The 13,974-nt window shown below is 68.5% G+C and carries 14 protein-coding genes; 5 read left to right on the top strand and 9 right to left on the bottom strand.

The window, feature by feature from the left end; genetic code table 11:
* The first annotated feature begins 171 nt into the window (after positions 1-171).
* Entirely contained in the window at positions 172-1,074 is a 903-nt protein-coding gene (locus OG817_RS42720; protein ID WP_406050756.1) for a M23 family metallopeptidase, read from the top strand.
* On the opposite strand, the gene OG817_RS42715 is transcribed toward OG817_RS42720, so the two are convergent.
* Entirely contained in the window at positions 1,064-1,903 is an 840-nt protein-coding gene (locus OG817_RS42715; RefSeq protein ID WP_406050755.1) for an alpha/beta fold hydrolase, read from the bottom strand. The genes OG817_RS42720 and OG817_RS42715 overlap by 11 nt on opposite strands.
* A complete protein-coding gene (locus OG817_RS42710) occupies positions 1,903-2,409 on the bottom strand; it encodes a GNAT family N-acetyltransferase (RefSeq protein ID WP_406050754.1) in 507 nt (168 codons plus the stop codon). Before OG817_RS42710 ends, OG817_RS42715 begins: the two co-directional genes overlap by 1 nt.
* A gap of 196 nt (positions 2,410-2,605) precedes the next feature.
* On the opposite strand from OG817_RS42710, the gene OG817_RS42705 reads away from it, so the two are divergent.
* A complete protein-coding gene (locus OG817_RS42705; RefSeq protein ID WP_406050752.1) occupies positions 2,606-3,214 on the top strand; it encodes a M15 family metallopeptidase in 609 nt (202 codons plus the stop codon).
* On the opposite strand, the gene OG817_RS42700 is transcribed toward OG817_RS42705, so the two are convergent.
* A complete protein-coding gene (locus OG817_RS42700) occupies positions 3,211-3,732 on the bottom strand; it encodes a GNAT family N-acetyltransferase (RefSeq protein ID WP_406050751.1) in 522 nt (173 codons plus the stop codon). The two genes, OG817_RS42705 and OG817_RS42700, sit on opposite strands and share 4 nt — an antisense overlap.
* Before the next feature lie 39 nt (positions 3,733-3,771).
* On the opposite strand from OG817_RS42700, the gene OG817_RS42695 reads away from it, so the two are divergent.
* Positions 3,772-4,335 (top strand): helix-turn-helix domain-containing protein, encoded by a 564-nt coding sequence (locus tag OG817_RS42695; RefSeq protein WP_406050750.1) that lies wholly within the window; start codon positions 3,772-3,774, stop codon positions 4,333-4,335.
* Here OG817_RS42695 and OG817_RS42690 read toward each other — a convergent pair.
* A complete protein-coding gene (locus tag OG817_RS42690) occupies positions 4,302-5,837 on the bottom strand; it encodes an FAD-dependent monooxygenase (RefSeq protein WP_406050749.1) in 1,536 nt (511 codons plus the stop codon). The two genes, OG817_RS42695 and OG817_RS42690, sit on opposite strands and share 34 nt — an antisense overlap.
* A gap of 76 nt (positions 5,838-5,913) precedes the next feature.
* Positions 5,914-6,528, bottom strand: a complete 615-nt coding sequence (locus OG817_RS42685; RefSeq protein ID WP_406050748.1) for a TetR/AcrR family transcriptional regulator — start codon at positions 6,526-6,528, stop codon at positions 5,914-5,916.
* Positions 6,529-6,631: 103 nt separating this feature from the next.
* Between OG817_RS42685 and OG817_RS42680 the strand changes: the two genes are divergently transcribed.
* Positions 6,632-7,840 carry a TerC family protein gene (locus tag OG817_RS42680; protein ID WP_406050747.1) on the top strand — a complete coding sequence of 403 codons (1,209 nt, stop codon included), beginning with the start codon at positions 6,632-6,634 and terminating at the stop codon, positions 7,838-7,840.
* Here OG817_RS42680 and OG817_RS42675 read toward each other — a convergent pair.
* From OG817_RS42675 to OG817_RS42660, 4 genes are read right to left on the bottom strand one after another with little or no spacing between them, the layout of a single operon-like run.
* A complete protein-coding gene (locus OG817_RS42675) occupies positions 7,830-8,660 on the bottom strand; it encodes a carbohydrate ABC transporter permease (RefSeq protein WP_396392384.1) in 831 nt (276 codons plus the stop codon). The two genes, OG817_RS42680 and OG817_RS42675, sit on opposite strands and share 11 nt — an antisense overlap.
* Positions 8,661-8,662: 2 nt before the next feature.
* A complete protein-coding gene (locus tag OG817_RS42670; protein WP_131361141.1) occupies positions 8,663-9,619 on the bottom strand; it encodes a carbohydrate ABC transporter permease in 957 nt (318 codons plus the stop codon).
* Positions 9,616-10,926 carry an extracellular solute-binding protein gene (locus tag OG817_RS42665; RefSeq protein ID WP_406050745.1) on the bottom strand — a complete coding sequence of 437 codons (1,311 nt, stop codon included), beginning with the start codon at positions 10,924-10,926 and terminating at the stop codon, positions 9,616-9,618. Before OG817_RS42665 ends, OG817_RS42670 begins: the two co-directional genes overlap by 4 nt.
* A gap of 2 nt (positions 10,927-10,928) precedes the next feature.
* Complete coding sequence (locus OG817_RS42660; protein ID WP_406050744.1) at positions 10,929-12,803, bottom strand: glycoside hydrolase family 127 protein; 1,875 nt, start codon at positions 12,801-12,803, stop codon at positions 10,929-10,931.
* 171 nt (positions 12,804-12,974) lie between these two features.
* On the opposite strand from OG817_RS42660, the gene OG817_RS42655 reads away from it, so the two are divergent.
* Positions 12,975-13,973: a LacI family DNA-binding transcriptional regulator gene (locus tag OG817_RS42655; protein WP_406050742.1), complete on the top strand. Its 999-nt coding sequence runs from the start codon at positions 12,975-12,977 to the stop codon at positions 13,971-13,973.
* Position 13,974 lies beyond the last annotated feature (1 nt).

Here is a 13,974-nt window from a genome sequence, read left to right as displayed (position 1 = left end):
TGAGCGCACACGAGGCGGAGAGAGCTGATCACAGCGCGTCGCGAGAATTCCGTGATCTCGTCGCGCTCAGCGTTTGAGGCTGTTGAGAGGCGCTCGTTATGGTCGATGGGCCGTCACCCCCTCAGGCGGCACACCCTCCCCTGGAAGGCCCCCGTGTCTCACCACCATGACGTGCCGGAAGCAGAGCGGCCGGCACTACGACGCCTGGCCACTGCGCGCCGGGTGGCCAAGCATCGCTTGTCCCGTCGGAACATCGGCCGCCGCGGCCAACTGATCGGCCTGACCGCCGCTCTCGCCGCCGCAGCCGGAACGACCGCGGTCGGCGTCTCGTCGTCCGCGACCGGGCCCGCCCCGACCAGCACCGGCCTGAGCCCCTCACAGGCCGACGCTCTCACCGCGGCCCGGATCGATCGGCGCGACCTCGGCTCGCGCGATTCGTCCCGCATCGACCTGTCGCTGGCCGCCACCCCCAAGGCGGCGGCCGACAAGGCCGCGAAGCAGCGGGCCGCTCGGCTGGCCGCGAACGCGACCCTGACCGAACGGCGGGCGTTGGCGCTGGCCTCCGCGAAGGCCGTCGCCGCGCGCAAGGCCGCTGCCAAGGCCAAGGCCCTCGCCGCGGCGAAGGCTGCCGCCCTCGCCAAGGCCAAGGCGGCCGCCGCGAAGGCCAAGGCCGCCCCGAAGATCGTCCTGCCGACCACCGGCTACCACCTGACCGCGCGCTTCGACCAGGCCGGCGGCCGCTGGGCCCACAACCACACCGGCCTGGACTTCGCCGCCCCGATGGGTACGCCGGTCCGCTCGGTGATGGCCGGCGAGGTCATCCAGGCCGACTACGAAGGCGCGTACGGCCGCCAGGTGAAGGTCCGCCACGCCGACGGCACGGTCACGTCGTACAGCCACATGTCGGAGTTCGACGTCTCGGTCGGCGACTCCGTGTCGGCCGGCAGCAAGGTCGGCGCCATCGGCATGACCGGCAACACCACCGGCCCGCACGTCCACTTCGAGGTCCTGCCCGGTGGCGGTTCCCCGATCGACCCGGAGCCCTGGCTCCGGGAGCACGGCGTCAACCCGTAGTTCGGAGGAACCTCACCACCGTGCTCACGAAGCCCTCGGCATCGTCGAGCCACGGATGGTGGGCCACTCCCGGCAGGACCACGAACTGAGCCTGCGGGAAGACTCCGGCGAACGCCTCGGCGGCGACGGTGTCCGTGCCCCAGTCGAGAGCCCCGGCCAGCACCAAGGCCGGGGCTTCGACCTTTTCCAGCGCGGCCCGCGTCGCGGGCGGGTCGAAGGCGTCGGGTGAGTTGAACTGCCGGAGCGCGTCGAAGTTGGCGAGGCTGTCTTCGAACGCCTGGTGGGCCTGGGTTTCGGCGTCCCAGCGCGCGTACGACATCGGGTTGAGGGCGGCCCAGTCCGCGGCCTCACTGGTCTGGAGCGCCTCGAACGCCGCCGACACTTCGGCGTACCACGGCTCGTCCTTGCGTGACTCGAGGACCAGGCGCCGCCGGTCCGCCGTCATGTCGATCCCGACCGATCGCGTGCCCGGAGTGGCGAACACCAGCTTCTCGATCCGCTCCGGGTACTCCGCGGCGTACCGGGTCACCAGACTCGCGCCCGCCGAGTGCCCGAGAAGCGTCATCCGCTCCAGACCCAAGTGCTCCCGCAGCGCCTCCAGGTCCGGCACTTGCCGATCACACCGCCAGTTCTCCGGCTCGCCCGGCCCACCGGACTCCCCAGTGCCTCGCAGGTCGACCATCACCAGCTGCCGGTACGCCGACAGCCCGCCGAGATCTCCGAGGTAGGTACTCGGCAGCATCCCGCCGGGCACACACACCACCGGCTCCCCCGCCCCCACGAGCCGATAGGCCAATTGGACTCCGTCGGGTGCAACGAAGGTGGTCATCAGAGCATCTTCGCCATGTCGAGCGCGTCGATGTAGGTGCCTTCGATGAGGAACTCCTTGGGGTGGGTGCCTTCGACCACGTAGCCGTGACGTTCGTAGAGGCGACGGGCGATGGCGTTGGTGCTGTGGACGTGCAGGGTGATCTTGCGGGCACCGCGGAGGCGTCCTTCGGCGGCGGCTGCTTCGAGCAGGGCAGATGCGACGCCTCGGCTGCGGGCGGTCTGGGCGACGGCGAGGCCGTTCACAGCAAGGACACCGGCGCCCTCCGGAAATGGGTACTTGTCCTGCAATCGCAGATAGCCGACGACCTGTCCGTCGTACTCGGCGACCAGATGCGCCTCCGGACCGCTTCGCTCGAAGAAGCTCTCGCGGACGGCTTCCTGGTACGACGGGAAGCCGGACGACGCGTCCCACGACGTGCGGTCGATCTCGAGCAGGACCGTGTCGTCGGACTCGACGGCGCGGCGGACAGTCACTTCAGGTTCGGGCAGGCGTTCGTCACTCACCGGACCATCCTCACCCGCCGACGAGGTCAGCCACCGGCAGGGTGACGGTGACGGTCAGTCCGCAACGATCTGCCGGCACACCTCGTCCTCGACGACCAGCACCCGCATACCGTCCATTGAACCAGGCCGGACGTATCGAAAACGTATGCCGAAACGCAGACGCTGCGGCAACATCGGCCGAGTTGGACTGGTGGCCATGCTGACCGATCAACTCGTTGCCATCCGCAAACGCGAACGCCGGCAGTCAGCCCTGGCCGGACTGGCGGTCGTTGCCGCGGTCATCAGTCTCACCGCGTCGTCCTGTACGGCGGTGTCCGCCCAGGACGACCCGCCACCGTCGACGGCCAGTGCATCGTCGTCGAAGAGCGGTCCGCCCGGCGCCGCGGACGGCGTGCTGCCGGACCACACCTCGGCCTTCGATGCCAGTCTGCCCGGCGTCGCGAACCTCGACCCGGCCCTGCGGAAGGCGGTCCAGCAGGCCGAGCAGGCGATGAAGGAGAAGGGCATCACGATGCAGGTGACCACGGGCTGGCGGAGCAAGAAGTACCAGCAAGAGCTGCTGGACAAGGCGATCCGCAAGTACGGCAGCAAGAAGAAGGCCCTGGAGTTCGTCGCCGAACCGGACGAGTCCCACCATGTCACCGGCCGCGCGGTCGACATCGGCCCGACCGACGCGGACGACTGGCTGATCCGCAAGGGTGCGCAGTTTGGTCTCTGTCAGACGCTGTCCAACGAGATGTGGCACTTCGAGCTCGTCACGAAGCCTGGCGGCACCTGCCCGCCGATGACGGACCCGACGAACTAGCGGGTCTCCGCCGGCGGGTCCGGGAGGATGGCAAGGGGGCGCTGCCGCCAGTGCACGTCGTGCCAGCCGCCGAGCTTCCAGCCGATCCGCCGATAGGTACCGATCTCCTCGAAGCCCATGGCCTGGTGCAGTCCGACGCTGGCGTCGTTCGGCAGCGTCATCCCGGCGACCGCCGTCCGGAATCCACGCTCGGTCAGCCGCTCGAACAACGCTTCGTAGAGCGCTCGGCCGCCACCCGTCCGGCGCCGGCCGAGCTCGAGATAGACGCTCACCTCGCAGGACCAGCGGTACGCCGCGCGCGGCTTCATCGGACCGGCGTACGCGTACCCGATCACGTCGCCTTCCTCCTCGAGCACCAGCCAGGCGTGGGTCGCCTGTGCCCTCGCGATCCGGTCGGCCATCTCCGCCGCCGTCGGCGGTTCGGTCTCGAAGGTGATGGCGGTGCCGGTGACGTACGGCGTGTAGATCGCCGCACAGGCAGGGCCGTCGAGCGCGGAGGCGTCTCTGATCTTTGGCATGTCACGATAGTAGCCACAACTGTCGCTATAGTGGCAAGCGTGATTGACGAACTCTCCGCTTCGCTCGCCGCGACCGTGCAGGCTGCCCGCGTCGCGCAGGACCTGTCCGTGAACGCGCTGGCCGATCGATCCGGGGTGTCCCGCGCGATGATCGGCAAGATCGAGCGCGGCGAGGCCCAGCCGACCGCGGTCCTGCTCGGCCGGCTGTCCGGCGCCCTCGGTATGACGCTGTCCGAGCTGGTCGCGCGCGCCGAGAACACCGATGACCTGCTCCGGCGCGCTGCCGACCAACCGGTGTGGACGGATCCGATGACCGGGTACCGCCGCCGCGCGGTGTCACCGATCACCGACGGACCACTCGAGCTGGTGGAGGTCGAGCTGCCGCCCGGCGCCTCGGTCTCGTATCCGGCCGACGCCTACATCTTCAAGTACCAGCAACTCTGGATCCTCGACGGCCGCCTCCGCTTCCACGAAGGCCCGGTGATCCACGATCTGCAGACCGGCGACTGCCTCCAGCTCGGGCCGCCGATGCCGACCACGTTCCACAACCCGGCGACGGATCCCTGCCGCTATCTGGTCGCGCTGGTCAAGGGCCGCTCCTGATCCGCGCGTACGCCGAACCACCTGGCCAGCGCCGTACGCAGGCCCTCCTGCTCCGCGACACCGTCGTGGTCTGCTGCCCAGGCGACGTACCCGTCTGGCCTGATCAGCAAGGCGATCGGCGACTCACCGCGACCCGTGACGACCTCGATTCGATCCGTGCTCACTGTCGCGGCGAAGGATGCACCCTCGGTGAGATCGAGCAACAGCGGACGACCGGCCCGGGTCAGCTCGGCAAGGCGCGTGCCATCCACCTGCAGATCCGGCGCCCACCGACCGACCAATGGATGCGGGCCGTCGTGGTAGCGGATGTCCGCGCCGGTGATCAGGTCCGCGATCCGCTGCACGTTCCGCGGCTCGGACAACAGCTCACCGAACAGCTCTCGCAACGCCGTCACTTCGTTGCCCGGAGCAATCAGCGCGGACTGTGCCTGCGTTTGCATGACCACCCGCTGGCCGACCGGCCGACGTTCCGACTCGTAGGTGTCGAGCAGTCCGTCAGGCGCCCAGCCCTGCAGCTCGGCGGCGAGCTTCCAGCCCAGGTTGATCGCGTCCTGCAGACCGAGGTTCAGCCCAGGTCCGCCGATCGCCGAGTGCACATGGGCAGCGTCCCCGACCAGCAGCACGCGGCCCTCGCGGAACCTGTCGGCGAGCCGGCTGTTCCCACCGGTGACCCGCCGCAGCAAGTGCGGACCGTCGCCCTCCGGCGGGGTCAAGGGCAGGTGTACGCCGAGCACCCGGTCGACGCTCTCCTGCAACTCCTCGAACGTCATCTCACCGTCCGGGGCGTCGTCCCACTCGCCGGTGCTGATCGCGGGCAGCCGGTCGGCGAACGGCGCGTACACGAACAGTCCGCGCTCGTTGCGGTGATGCATGAACGGCGCGATCACGCCGTACCCGGGGATCGTCAGTACGCCGTTTGCCGGATTGACGTACTCCGACGGCACGAAGGCGTTCGCCGTACGGGAGACCATGGAGTCGTTGGTGACGCCGGGGAAGTCGATGCCGGCGAGCTTGCGGGTGAGGCTGCGGCCGCCGTCGGCGCCGACGAGGTAGCGGGCGCGCAGTTCGTAGCTGCCGTCCGGGCCGTCGACCGTGACCGTGACCGCGTCCGGGCCCTGGCTCAGACCGGTGAGCTCGTGGCCGCGGCGGATCTCGGCGCCGAGTTCCAGGGCGCGCTCCTGCAGGACTTCCTCGATCCGGCGCTGCGGGACCGGCAACAGGTAGACGGGGTTGTCGTCGAGCTGGCTGAGGTGCAGCGGCATCGCGGCGAACACGAAGCCCGGCTGCGGTTCCGGCGGCCCGGACCGACCGCTGAGGCGCTCGTACAGGCCACGACGGTCGAGCATCCGGACGACCTGGCCGACCAGGCCGTTGGCCCGCGGCACTTCACTGCGTTCGGGCAGACGCTCCAGCACGATCGGCCGGACTCCCGCCAGCCGCAGTTCGGAGGCGAGCATGAGGCCGTTCGGTCCGGCCCCGGCGATGACGACATCGGCATCCATGACAGGTGTCCTTCCAAGGAAAGTTGGCGTGACTGACCGCCCCGGCGGCGCCGGGGGTCTTCTTGAGGTGTGGGTTCTAGTGCTGTTCGGGTTCGGGGAGACCTGCGCTGACCAGGTCGAGGGCCTCCGACAGAAGATCGGCCATCGACCGCGGCGGATCGGCACGCAGCCATTCGGCGATGGCCGCCGCCCGGGCCGAACCGACGACCTCGGCGACCAGGCGCGGATACAAGCCGTGCGTCCCGGTCCGATCCGCGACCGCGTCGGCGAACTCCGCACTCGCCGCGGCGTACGCCCGCGCCATCTCACCCTGCAACGACGGCTCGGTCACCATCAGCCGGATCCCGGCCAGCCACCGCTCGTCCGGTGGCTGCTCGCCACCGTGACCCGTCTCGCCGAGCGCGAACTCCGACCCGATCGACGCCCGGATCGCGGTCCACAGCGGCTCGTCGGCCGGCCGGGCGCGCAGCTCGGCGGCGATCCGCAGGCTACGGTCGACCTCCCGGGCGGCGACCGCCTCGGCCTTGCTGGAGAAGTAGTTCCGGAACGTCCGCAGCGAGACCCCGGCCTCGGCCGCGATGTCCTCGATCTTCACATTGGCCAGGCCCCGCTCGACCGTGAGCCGCACGGCCGCCCAGCTCAACGCGATCCGCGTCTCCTGCTTCTTCCGCTCCCGCAACCCTTCGGCCATGTCCTCGACGGTAGCAAAGTTTGCCGAAAGTGCAAAGATGCCTTTTAGGCAAATTTCTGGAAGGGTTGTCCAGAGGCAGACCCGCCGTGGTTGGGTTGAGCCCATGGCCGTGTCCCCGGTGGTCTGGGTGCTGACCCTGCTCGGCATCGTCGCACTGTTGTTGTTCGACTACTTCTTCCACGTCCGGTCGGCGCATGTGCCGACGCTGCGGGAGGCCGCGATCTGGTCCACCGTGTACGTCGGCATCGCCGTACTGTTCGGCCTCGGGACGTTCGTCTTCGGCGGTACGGCGATGGGCTCGGAGTACTTCGCCGGGTACATCACCGAGAAGGCGCTGTCGGTCGACAACCTGTTCGTGTTCCTGATCATCATGACCAGCTTCCGGGTGCCGCGGGAGAACCAGCAGAAGGTGCTGCTGGTCGGGATCGTGGTCTCGCTGATCGCCCGCGCCGGGTTCATCTTCGTCGGGTCGGCGCTGCTGAACACGTTCGCCTGGGTGTTCTACCTGTTCGGGATTGCACTGCTGGTGACCGCCGGCAACATGCTCAAGCCGGAGACCGAGGAGTCGCACTCGGCCCAGAACATCGTGGTCCGGCTGAGCCGGAAACTGTTCCGCACCAGCGAGGAGTACGACGGCGACCGGCTGACCACCATGGTCGACGGGCGCCGGATGATGACGCCGATGCTGCTGGTGATGCTGGCGATCGGCGGCACGGACCTGATGTTCGCGCTGGACTCGATCCCGGCCATCTTCGGCCTGACCCAGAACGTGTTCGTGGTGTTCACCGCGACCGCGTTCAGCCTGCTCGGCCTGCGGCAGTTGTACTTCCTGCTGGACGGGCTGCTGGACCGGCTGATCTACCTGTCCTTCGGGCTGGCCGCGATCCTCGCGTTCATCGGCGCCAAGCTGATCCTGCACGCGCTGCACGAGAACAACCTGCCGTTCGTGAACGGCGGCGACCACGTCGAGGTGGTCGAGATCAGTACCGGCCTGTCCCTGGTCGTCATCCTGGTCGTCCTGCTGATCACGATCTTCGCGTCCCTGTTCAGCACCCGCGGCCGGACCCAGACCGCGATGGCCCACATCCGCCGCGACGCGACCGCCTATCTGGACGCGGAGTACACCGAGGACCCCGCCGAACGAGAGCGGATCTTCCAGCGGCTGCTCAGGGCCCGCGACCACATCACCGCTCTGGGCCCGCAGGCCAAGCAGCAGGTCCGCAACGAGACCGAACTGATGGCCCTGTGCCGCGAGGTGGCCGACGCCCACGCCGCCGCCCACCCCGACCACAAGATCCGCCCTAGCCTTTGACGGCTCCGGAGGCCAGGCCGGTGACGTAGAAGCGCTGGAGGGCGACGTACAGGACGACGCAGGGGATCATGGCGATGACGGAGCCCGCGACGAGGGAGCCGAAGTTCACTTCGCCGTACGCGCCGGCCTGGACGTTCACCAGCGCGACCGGCAGCGTGTAGAGCTCGTCCTTGGTGAGGAAGGTCAAGGCACCTAGGAACTCCGTCCACGCGGCCAGGAACGCATACAGCGCGACCGTCGCGGCTCCTGGTGTGATCAGCGGGCGGAGGACGGAGCCGATCATGCGGAGGGTGCCGCAGCCGTCGACGTGGGCCGAGTCCTCCAGCTCGACCGGCACCGAGGCGAACGAGTTGCGCATCACGAAGACGCCGAACGGCAGGTTGACCGTGGTGTAGAACAGCACGAGCCCGAGCAGGCTGTCGGTCAGCCGCAGGACATTCATCTCCAGGTACAGCGGAGTCAGGATCGCCTGGAACGGGATCATCATCGACACCACCACGAGCGCGAACAACAACGGCCCAGTGCGGAAGCGGAACCGCGCGAACCCATACCCGGCCAAGGTCGCCAGTACGGCGGTCAGCACCGCCGTACTCAAGGCGACGATCAGACTGTTCCCGACGGACCGGATCAGATTGCCCGGTCCTTCGATCAGGGTCCGGAAGTTGTCCCAGGTCAAGTGGAAGAACGTGGACGCATCCGGCGCCGCGACGATCACATCGTTCGGCTGCACCGACCGGAAAAGGGCCCACAGCAACGGTACGGCGAAGACCAGGAAGGCACCGCCACCGCCGACGACGTACAGGGTGTTCTTGAGTCTCATCGTCAGTCCTTCTCCCGGAGCAGCCAGAACTGGGCCGCGGTGACGAGTCCGACCACGATCACCAGCACGATCGACAGCGCGGTCGCGGCACCGAGCTGTAGCTGGACGAAGGCGCGGTTGTAGATGTACTGGACGACAGTGGTGGTGTCCGTACCCGGCCCGCCGCGGGTCAGGATGTAGAACTGCGTGAACGCGAGCAGCGAGCCGACCACCGAGATGATCACGCACATCGCGATCGTCCGGCGCAGCACCGGAATGGTGATCTCGCGCTCCTGCTGCCACCAGGTCGCGCCGTCGAGTTCAGAGGACTCGTAGAACTCGCGCGGGATCGCCTGCATGCCGGCCATCAGCAGCATCATGGTCAGGCCGCTGACACCCCAGATCACCAGCACGCAGATCAGTCCGGTCGCGAGCGGTCCGTCCACCAGCCAGGCCGTCGTACCGTCGGTGATGCCGAGCTTGCGGAGCACGATGTTGATCGCGCCGCTGTCCGGCTGAGCCTCCAGCACAGTGACGAAGCTCAACGTCGAGAGGCCGACGACGAACGGCAGGAAGAAGACCGTCCGCAACAACGTCGCGCCGCGGCGCTTACGTCGTACCAGGACCGCGAGCGCGTACCCGAGCACGAGTATCGGCCCGGTCACGATGACTGTGTACAGCAGGGTGTAGAGGACCGACTTGGCGAACGCCGCATCGGACGCGATCGCGGTGTAGTTCTTCAGCCCACTGAACTTCACCGTCCCGATCAGCGGCCAGTTGGTCAGCGAGATCACCACGGCGAAGGCCAGCGGCACCAGCACGAAGACCCCGACGAACAGCACGGCGGGCGTCACCAGGAGCAAGCCGGTCCGGGCTGGATGGGTGAGTGAACCGCGCCCGGCCCGTCGTCCGGCCGAGGCCGCCTTGCGTGAGCCCGAGTCGAGCCGGTGCGTACGCCGGGTTCCAACGTCCGTACTCATGCTTGTCCCTGGGAGAGAATCCGGTCGTAGTTCTGCTGTGCTTCCTTCATGGCGGCCTCCAGCTCGCCGTCGAACACGGCCCGGCGGAACATCTGCAGCCATGGACCGTCCGGCTGGTTGTAGAGCAGGTTGTAGGACAGCGTGGTCGGCGCGTAGCCCTCCGAGATGCGCTCCAGCGGCAGCGTCGCGAGCGGGTACTTCTTCGCGAACTCCGTCGTTCTCGCATCCGACCGGACCGGCGTGTAACCGCCCGCCGGCAGGTCGATCTGTTGCGGCAGGTCCAGAGCGAACCGGACGAACTCCCAGGCCCCGGACGCGTTCTTCGCGCCGCGCGGGATGCACATGTTGTCGCCACCGTCGAAGAACGCCGAGCCCCCGTCCGGTCCGGACAGCAACCGGGGCGCGACCTTCTGGTGGAACTTGTCGTCCGACGCCGACACGACCACGCTGTAGTTCGACGGGAAGATGCCGACCTTGCCGGCCCGGAAGTCGCTGCCCCAGCGGGACGCGTCGTCGGAGAAGTTCGCCCGCGGCACCAGTCCGTCGACCCACAACTGCCGGTGCAGCTCGAGCATCCGCTGGACCACGTCGTTGCCGACGATGTTGCCGGACTGCTCACCGATCGTGCCTTTGATCAGATCGGTGTCCGCCGCCCAGATCATCGGCTGTACGACGAACCCGAGCGCCCCCGGACTGTTCGCCGGGAAGCTCCAGGCGTAGATGTCGTCGCCCAGCTTGCGCAGCTTGCGGGCCGCGTCCAGCAGATTGTCGAAGGACTTGATCGCCTCGTCCGGGTCGACCTCCGCGCGGTCGCACAGCTCGGTGTTGAACCAGAACATCGAGTTGTCGGCCAGGTACGGGACTCCGAACACCCGGTCGCCCTTGGTCGCGAGCCGGAGGTGGCCCGGGCTGAGCTTGTCCCGGAAGTCCAGCGCCTGCAGCGGTTCGGTCAGGTCGGTGAACGCATCGCGGTAGATGAACAGCATCGAGTTGATGTCGTCGATGTCGACCAGGTCCGGCACGCCCCGGCCGCGGATCGCGGTGGCCAGCTTGGTCACGTACTGTGCGTCCAGCACCGGCGTCAGCTCGACGGTGAGCCGTTGCTGAGACGCGTTGAACTTCTTCACCAGATCGGTCAGGCCAGTCTGCGTAGCCGCCCGGCACCACACCTGCACGGTGCCGGTGGCTTCCTGCCCGAACCCGACCGCTTGCACGTCGGGTTCGGGCAGGACAGAGCTGCAGCCCGGCACGGCGCCGGCCGCGGCTGTCGCCGCCGTCAGACCGAGGAACTTCCGCCGGGTGAACATGATCAGGCCCTGGGCAGCCAGACGCGCATGGCACCGATCTCACGGTTGGCCCACGCGTAGTACGGAACTGCGACCACGTCGACCTCGTCGGCGACGCCGTCCGCGCTGTCGGTCGCGAACGGCCAGACGGCGTCGCGATGACCGGCGCCGGCTCGCCCGCGCGTCCTCAGCACGGTGACACCATCGAGCAACTGATCGTCGTGGCTCGCGGCAACTGAGGCCCCGGGCAACAGATGGAGATCGTCGACATCGGCCTGCTGGTCGGTCTGCTCGACCGCGTAGACGAGCGGTCCGCGCTCCAGCGCACTGCAGCCGCGCACCGCGTCGACGCGCGGGTCTGCACCGACGACGCGGGTTGCCATCGGCAACTTCAGCTCGATCACCTCACCAGCAACCGCATCCACGCGTGCATAGCCGGCGGCATCCACCGGCTTGCCGTTGACGGTCGCTCCTTCCGCCCACGCTGGGATCCGCAGTTCCACCGCGATCGGACCACTGGCCGTGATGCCGACCGCGCCGTCCCACGGGTACGCCGTGTCGACGGTCAGCGTGACATCGCCGGCGGTGAGCGTACCGGCGGCGTACTGGTGGATCTGGATCGCGCCGTCGCTGGTGCTCGCGAGATAGCCGTCGAGGCTGGCCAGCGTGCGCATGATGTTCGGCGGGCAGCACGCGCAGTCGAACCACCCGCGCCGACCGTGCGCCGGGCTGCGGCCGTTGTCCGCGTGCGCCCCGCCGCGCAACTGCAGTGCGTTGACATAGAAGTACTCGGTCCCGGCGAGCGACACTCCGGCCAGGAATCCGTTGTAGAGCATCCGCTCGATCGCATCCGCGTACGACGCCTCACCGGTGGCAAGCAGCATCCGCCACGCCCACTGGATCCCACCGATCGCCGCACAGGTCTCGGCGTACGCGCGGTCCGAGGGCAGCTCGTACTCGTCGCCGAACGCCTCACCCTCCCAGCGCGCGCCCAGTCCGCCGGTGACGTAGGTCTTCGTCGACCACATGTGCGCGAACTGCCGTTTGAGCGACTCGAGCAACTCGGTGTCGCCGGTCTCGACCGCGACATCGGTCGCGCCGGCGGCGAGGTAGACCGCGCGAACCGAGTGACCTTCGACGGTGGTTGCCTCGCGCACCGGAACACGGTCGGAGAAGTACGCCGGCTCGTGGCCGTGGTTCTTGATGATCCCGTGGCCGCGGGCGTCGACGAACCACCGGGCGAGGTCGAGGTAGGCCGTCGTCCCCGTCTCCCGATACAGCTCGACGAGGGCCATCTCGATCACCGGGTGGCCGTCCACGTCCACGGTCTTGCCATCGCCGAACGTCGCCACCAGATGGTCGGCGAGCTTGATTGCCACCTCGAGCAGTTCACGGTCGCCGGTGCAGCGGACCTGCGCGACGGCGGCCTGGATCAGGTGACCGGCGCAGTAGTGCTCGTGGCTCCAGACCAGTTGCCGGTAGCGGCCCTCGTCGCCGTACCGGAGCTGGACGACCGAGTCGAGATAGCCGTCCTCGCGCTGGGCCGCGGCCACGATCGCGGTGAGGTCGCGCTGGCGCTGCAGCAACTCCTCGCTCGGATTGCGTCCGTACTCCCAGGCTGCGGCCTCGAGCCACTTGTAGACGTCGGAGTCGGCGAAGACCGGGCCGATCGCCTCGCCCTCACCGATGCCGGCCGCGAGCCGGAGGTTCTGCAGGTTGCCGGCCTTCTCCAGTTGGTCCTGACCGCTGGGGATGGCGCTGTCGCCGTTGCGCTGCTGGCGCGGCGACCAGAAGCCGCCGGTGATCTTCGCGTCGGCGAGGCCGACGGGGCGCCATCGGCCGCGGGTGCCGGCGGCCGGGCTGCGGGAGCTGTGGACTGCGTCCGGGGTAGCGCTCATAGGGCGTGACTCCTGGGAGGCTGGGAGGGCTTCTCGGAAAATCCAGAATACGTTTTCCTTGATGAAGCTAGAGAGCTTCGGCAGCCTGGTCAACCCCTCGGACCTGGCGAAATCCGGTCACACCGAGCTTCATGAGGTACTGTTTCCGGAAAGTTCGGAAAGGAGTTGCCGATGGCGTCTCGCGGTCCTTCGCTGCCCCGGATCACGGATGTGGCCGCGCTGGCCGGCGTCTCCACGAGTACGGCGTCCAAGGCGCTGAACGACACCGGTCAGCTCCGCGAGGAGACCAGACAGCGAGTACGCCGGGCCGCCGAGCAACTCGGGTTCACCCCGGACAGCCGCGGTCGCGCGCTGTCGTCCGGGCGGAGTTTCACGGTCGGGCTGATCACTACCGACAGCTCCGGCCGGTTCAGCATCCCGATCATGCTCGGCGCGGAGGACACGCTCAGCGCCGGCGAGATGGCGCTGGTGCTGTGCGACACCCGGGACGACCCGCTGCGCGAGCAGCACTATCTGCGCTCGCTGGTGTCCCGCCGCGTCGACGGGATCATCGTGACCGGACGACGTACCGAGCCGCGTGCGCCGATCGACGTACCGATCCCGGTCGTGTATGCGTTCAGCCCGTCGACCGACCCGGCCGACATCTCGGTCATCGTGGACGACCACGGCGGTGCTGCGTCGACAGTGCGGCACCTGCTGTCGTTGGGCCGTCGGCGCATCGCACACATCACCGGACCGGCGACGCACCACAGCGCGCAGGTCCGCGCCGCCGCGGCGGTCGAGACCGCGGGCAGTTCGCTCGCCGGCGAACCGATGCACGGTGAGTGGAGCGAGCGGTGGGGCCGGCATGCGGTCGACGTACTGCTGCGTTCGAACCCGGAGCTCGATGCCGTCTCGTGCGGCAGCGATCAGATTGCGCGCGGGGTCTGCGACCGCCTGCGCGAGCTCGGCCGCTCGGTCCCCGACGACATCGCCGTCACCGGCTACGACAACTGGTCGGTCATGGCCCTCGCCAGCCGCCCGCCGTTGACCACGGTCGACCTGGAGTTGGAAGAGCTCGGACGCCGGACCGCCAACCTGCTGCTGGACGCGATCGCGGGCTCACCGCACCCCGGCGAGATGGCGCTGCCGACACGCTTGGTCACGCGGGAGTCGACGCTCGGTACCTGAG

Source organism: Kribbella sp. NBC_00889, assembly GCF_045207705.1.
In the GTDB taxonomy this organism is placed as follows: Bacteria; Actinomycetota; Actinomycetes; order Propionibacteriales; family Kribbellaceae; genus Kribbella.
Note: the sequence above shows the minus strand (reverse complement) of the source record. Positions and strands in the feature narration are given on the sequence as shown.

What these genes read in the sequence shown, in the direction of transcription:
- OG817_RS42715 (WP_406050755.1), bottom strand. Translation starts at nt 1,903, where the DNA reads ATGACCACCTTCGTTGCACCCGACGGAGTCCAATTGGCCTATCGGCTC.
- OG817_RS42685 (WP_406050748.1), bottom strand. Translation starts at nt 6,528, where the DNA reads ATGGCCGAAGGGTTGCGGGAGCGGAAGAAGCAGGAGACGCGGATCGCG.
- OG817_RS42680 (WP_406050747.1), top strand. Translation starts at nt 6,632, where the DNA reads ATGGCCGTGTCCCCGGTGGTCTGGGTGCTGACCCTGCTCGGCATCGTC.
- OG817_RS42700 (WP_406050751.1), bottom strand. Translation starts at nt 3,732, where the DNA reads ATGCCAAAGATCAGAGACGCCTCCGCGCTCGACGGCCCTGCCTGTGCG.
- OG817_RS42675 (WP_396392384.1), bottom strand. Translation starts at nt 8,660, where the DNA reads ATGAGACTCAAGAACACCCTGTACGTCGTCGGCGGTGGCGGTGCCTTC.
- OG817_RS42690 (WP_406050749.1), bottom strand. Translation starts at nt 5,837, where the DNA reads ATGGATGCCGATGTCGTCATCGCCGGGGCCGGACCGAACGGCCTCATG.
- OG817_RS42660 (WP_406050744.1), bottom strand. Translation starts at nt 12,803, where the DNA reads ATGAGCGCTACCCCGGACGCAGTCCACAGCTCCCGCAGCCCGGCCGCC.
- OG817_RS42655 (WP_406050742.1), top strand. Translation starts at nt 12,975, where the DNA reads ATGGCGTCTCGCGGTCCTTCGCTGCCCCGGATCACGGATGTGGCCGCG.
- OG817_RS42670 (WP_131361141.1), bottom strand. Translation starts at nt 9,619, where the DNA reads ATGAGTACGGACGTTGGAACCCGGCGTACGCACCGGCTCGACTCGGGC.
- OG817_RS42665 (WP_406050745.1), bottom strand. Translation starts at nt 10,926, where the DNA reads ATGTTCACCCGGCGGAAGTTCCTCGGTCTGACGGCGGCGACAGCCGCG.
- OG817_RS42705 (WP_406050752.1), top strand. Translation starts at nt 2,606, where the DNA reads ATGCTGACCGATCAACTCGTTGCCATCCGCAAACGCGAACGCCGGCAG.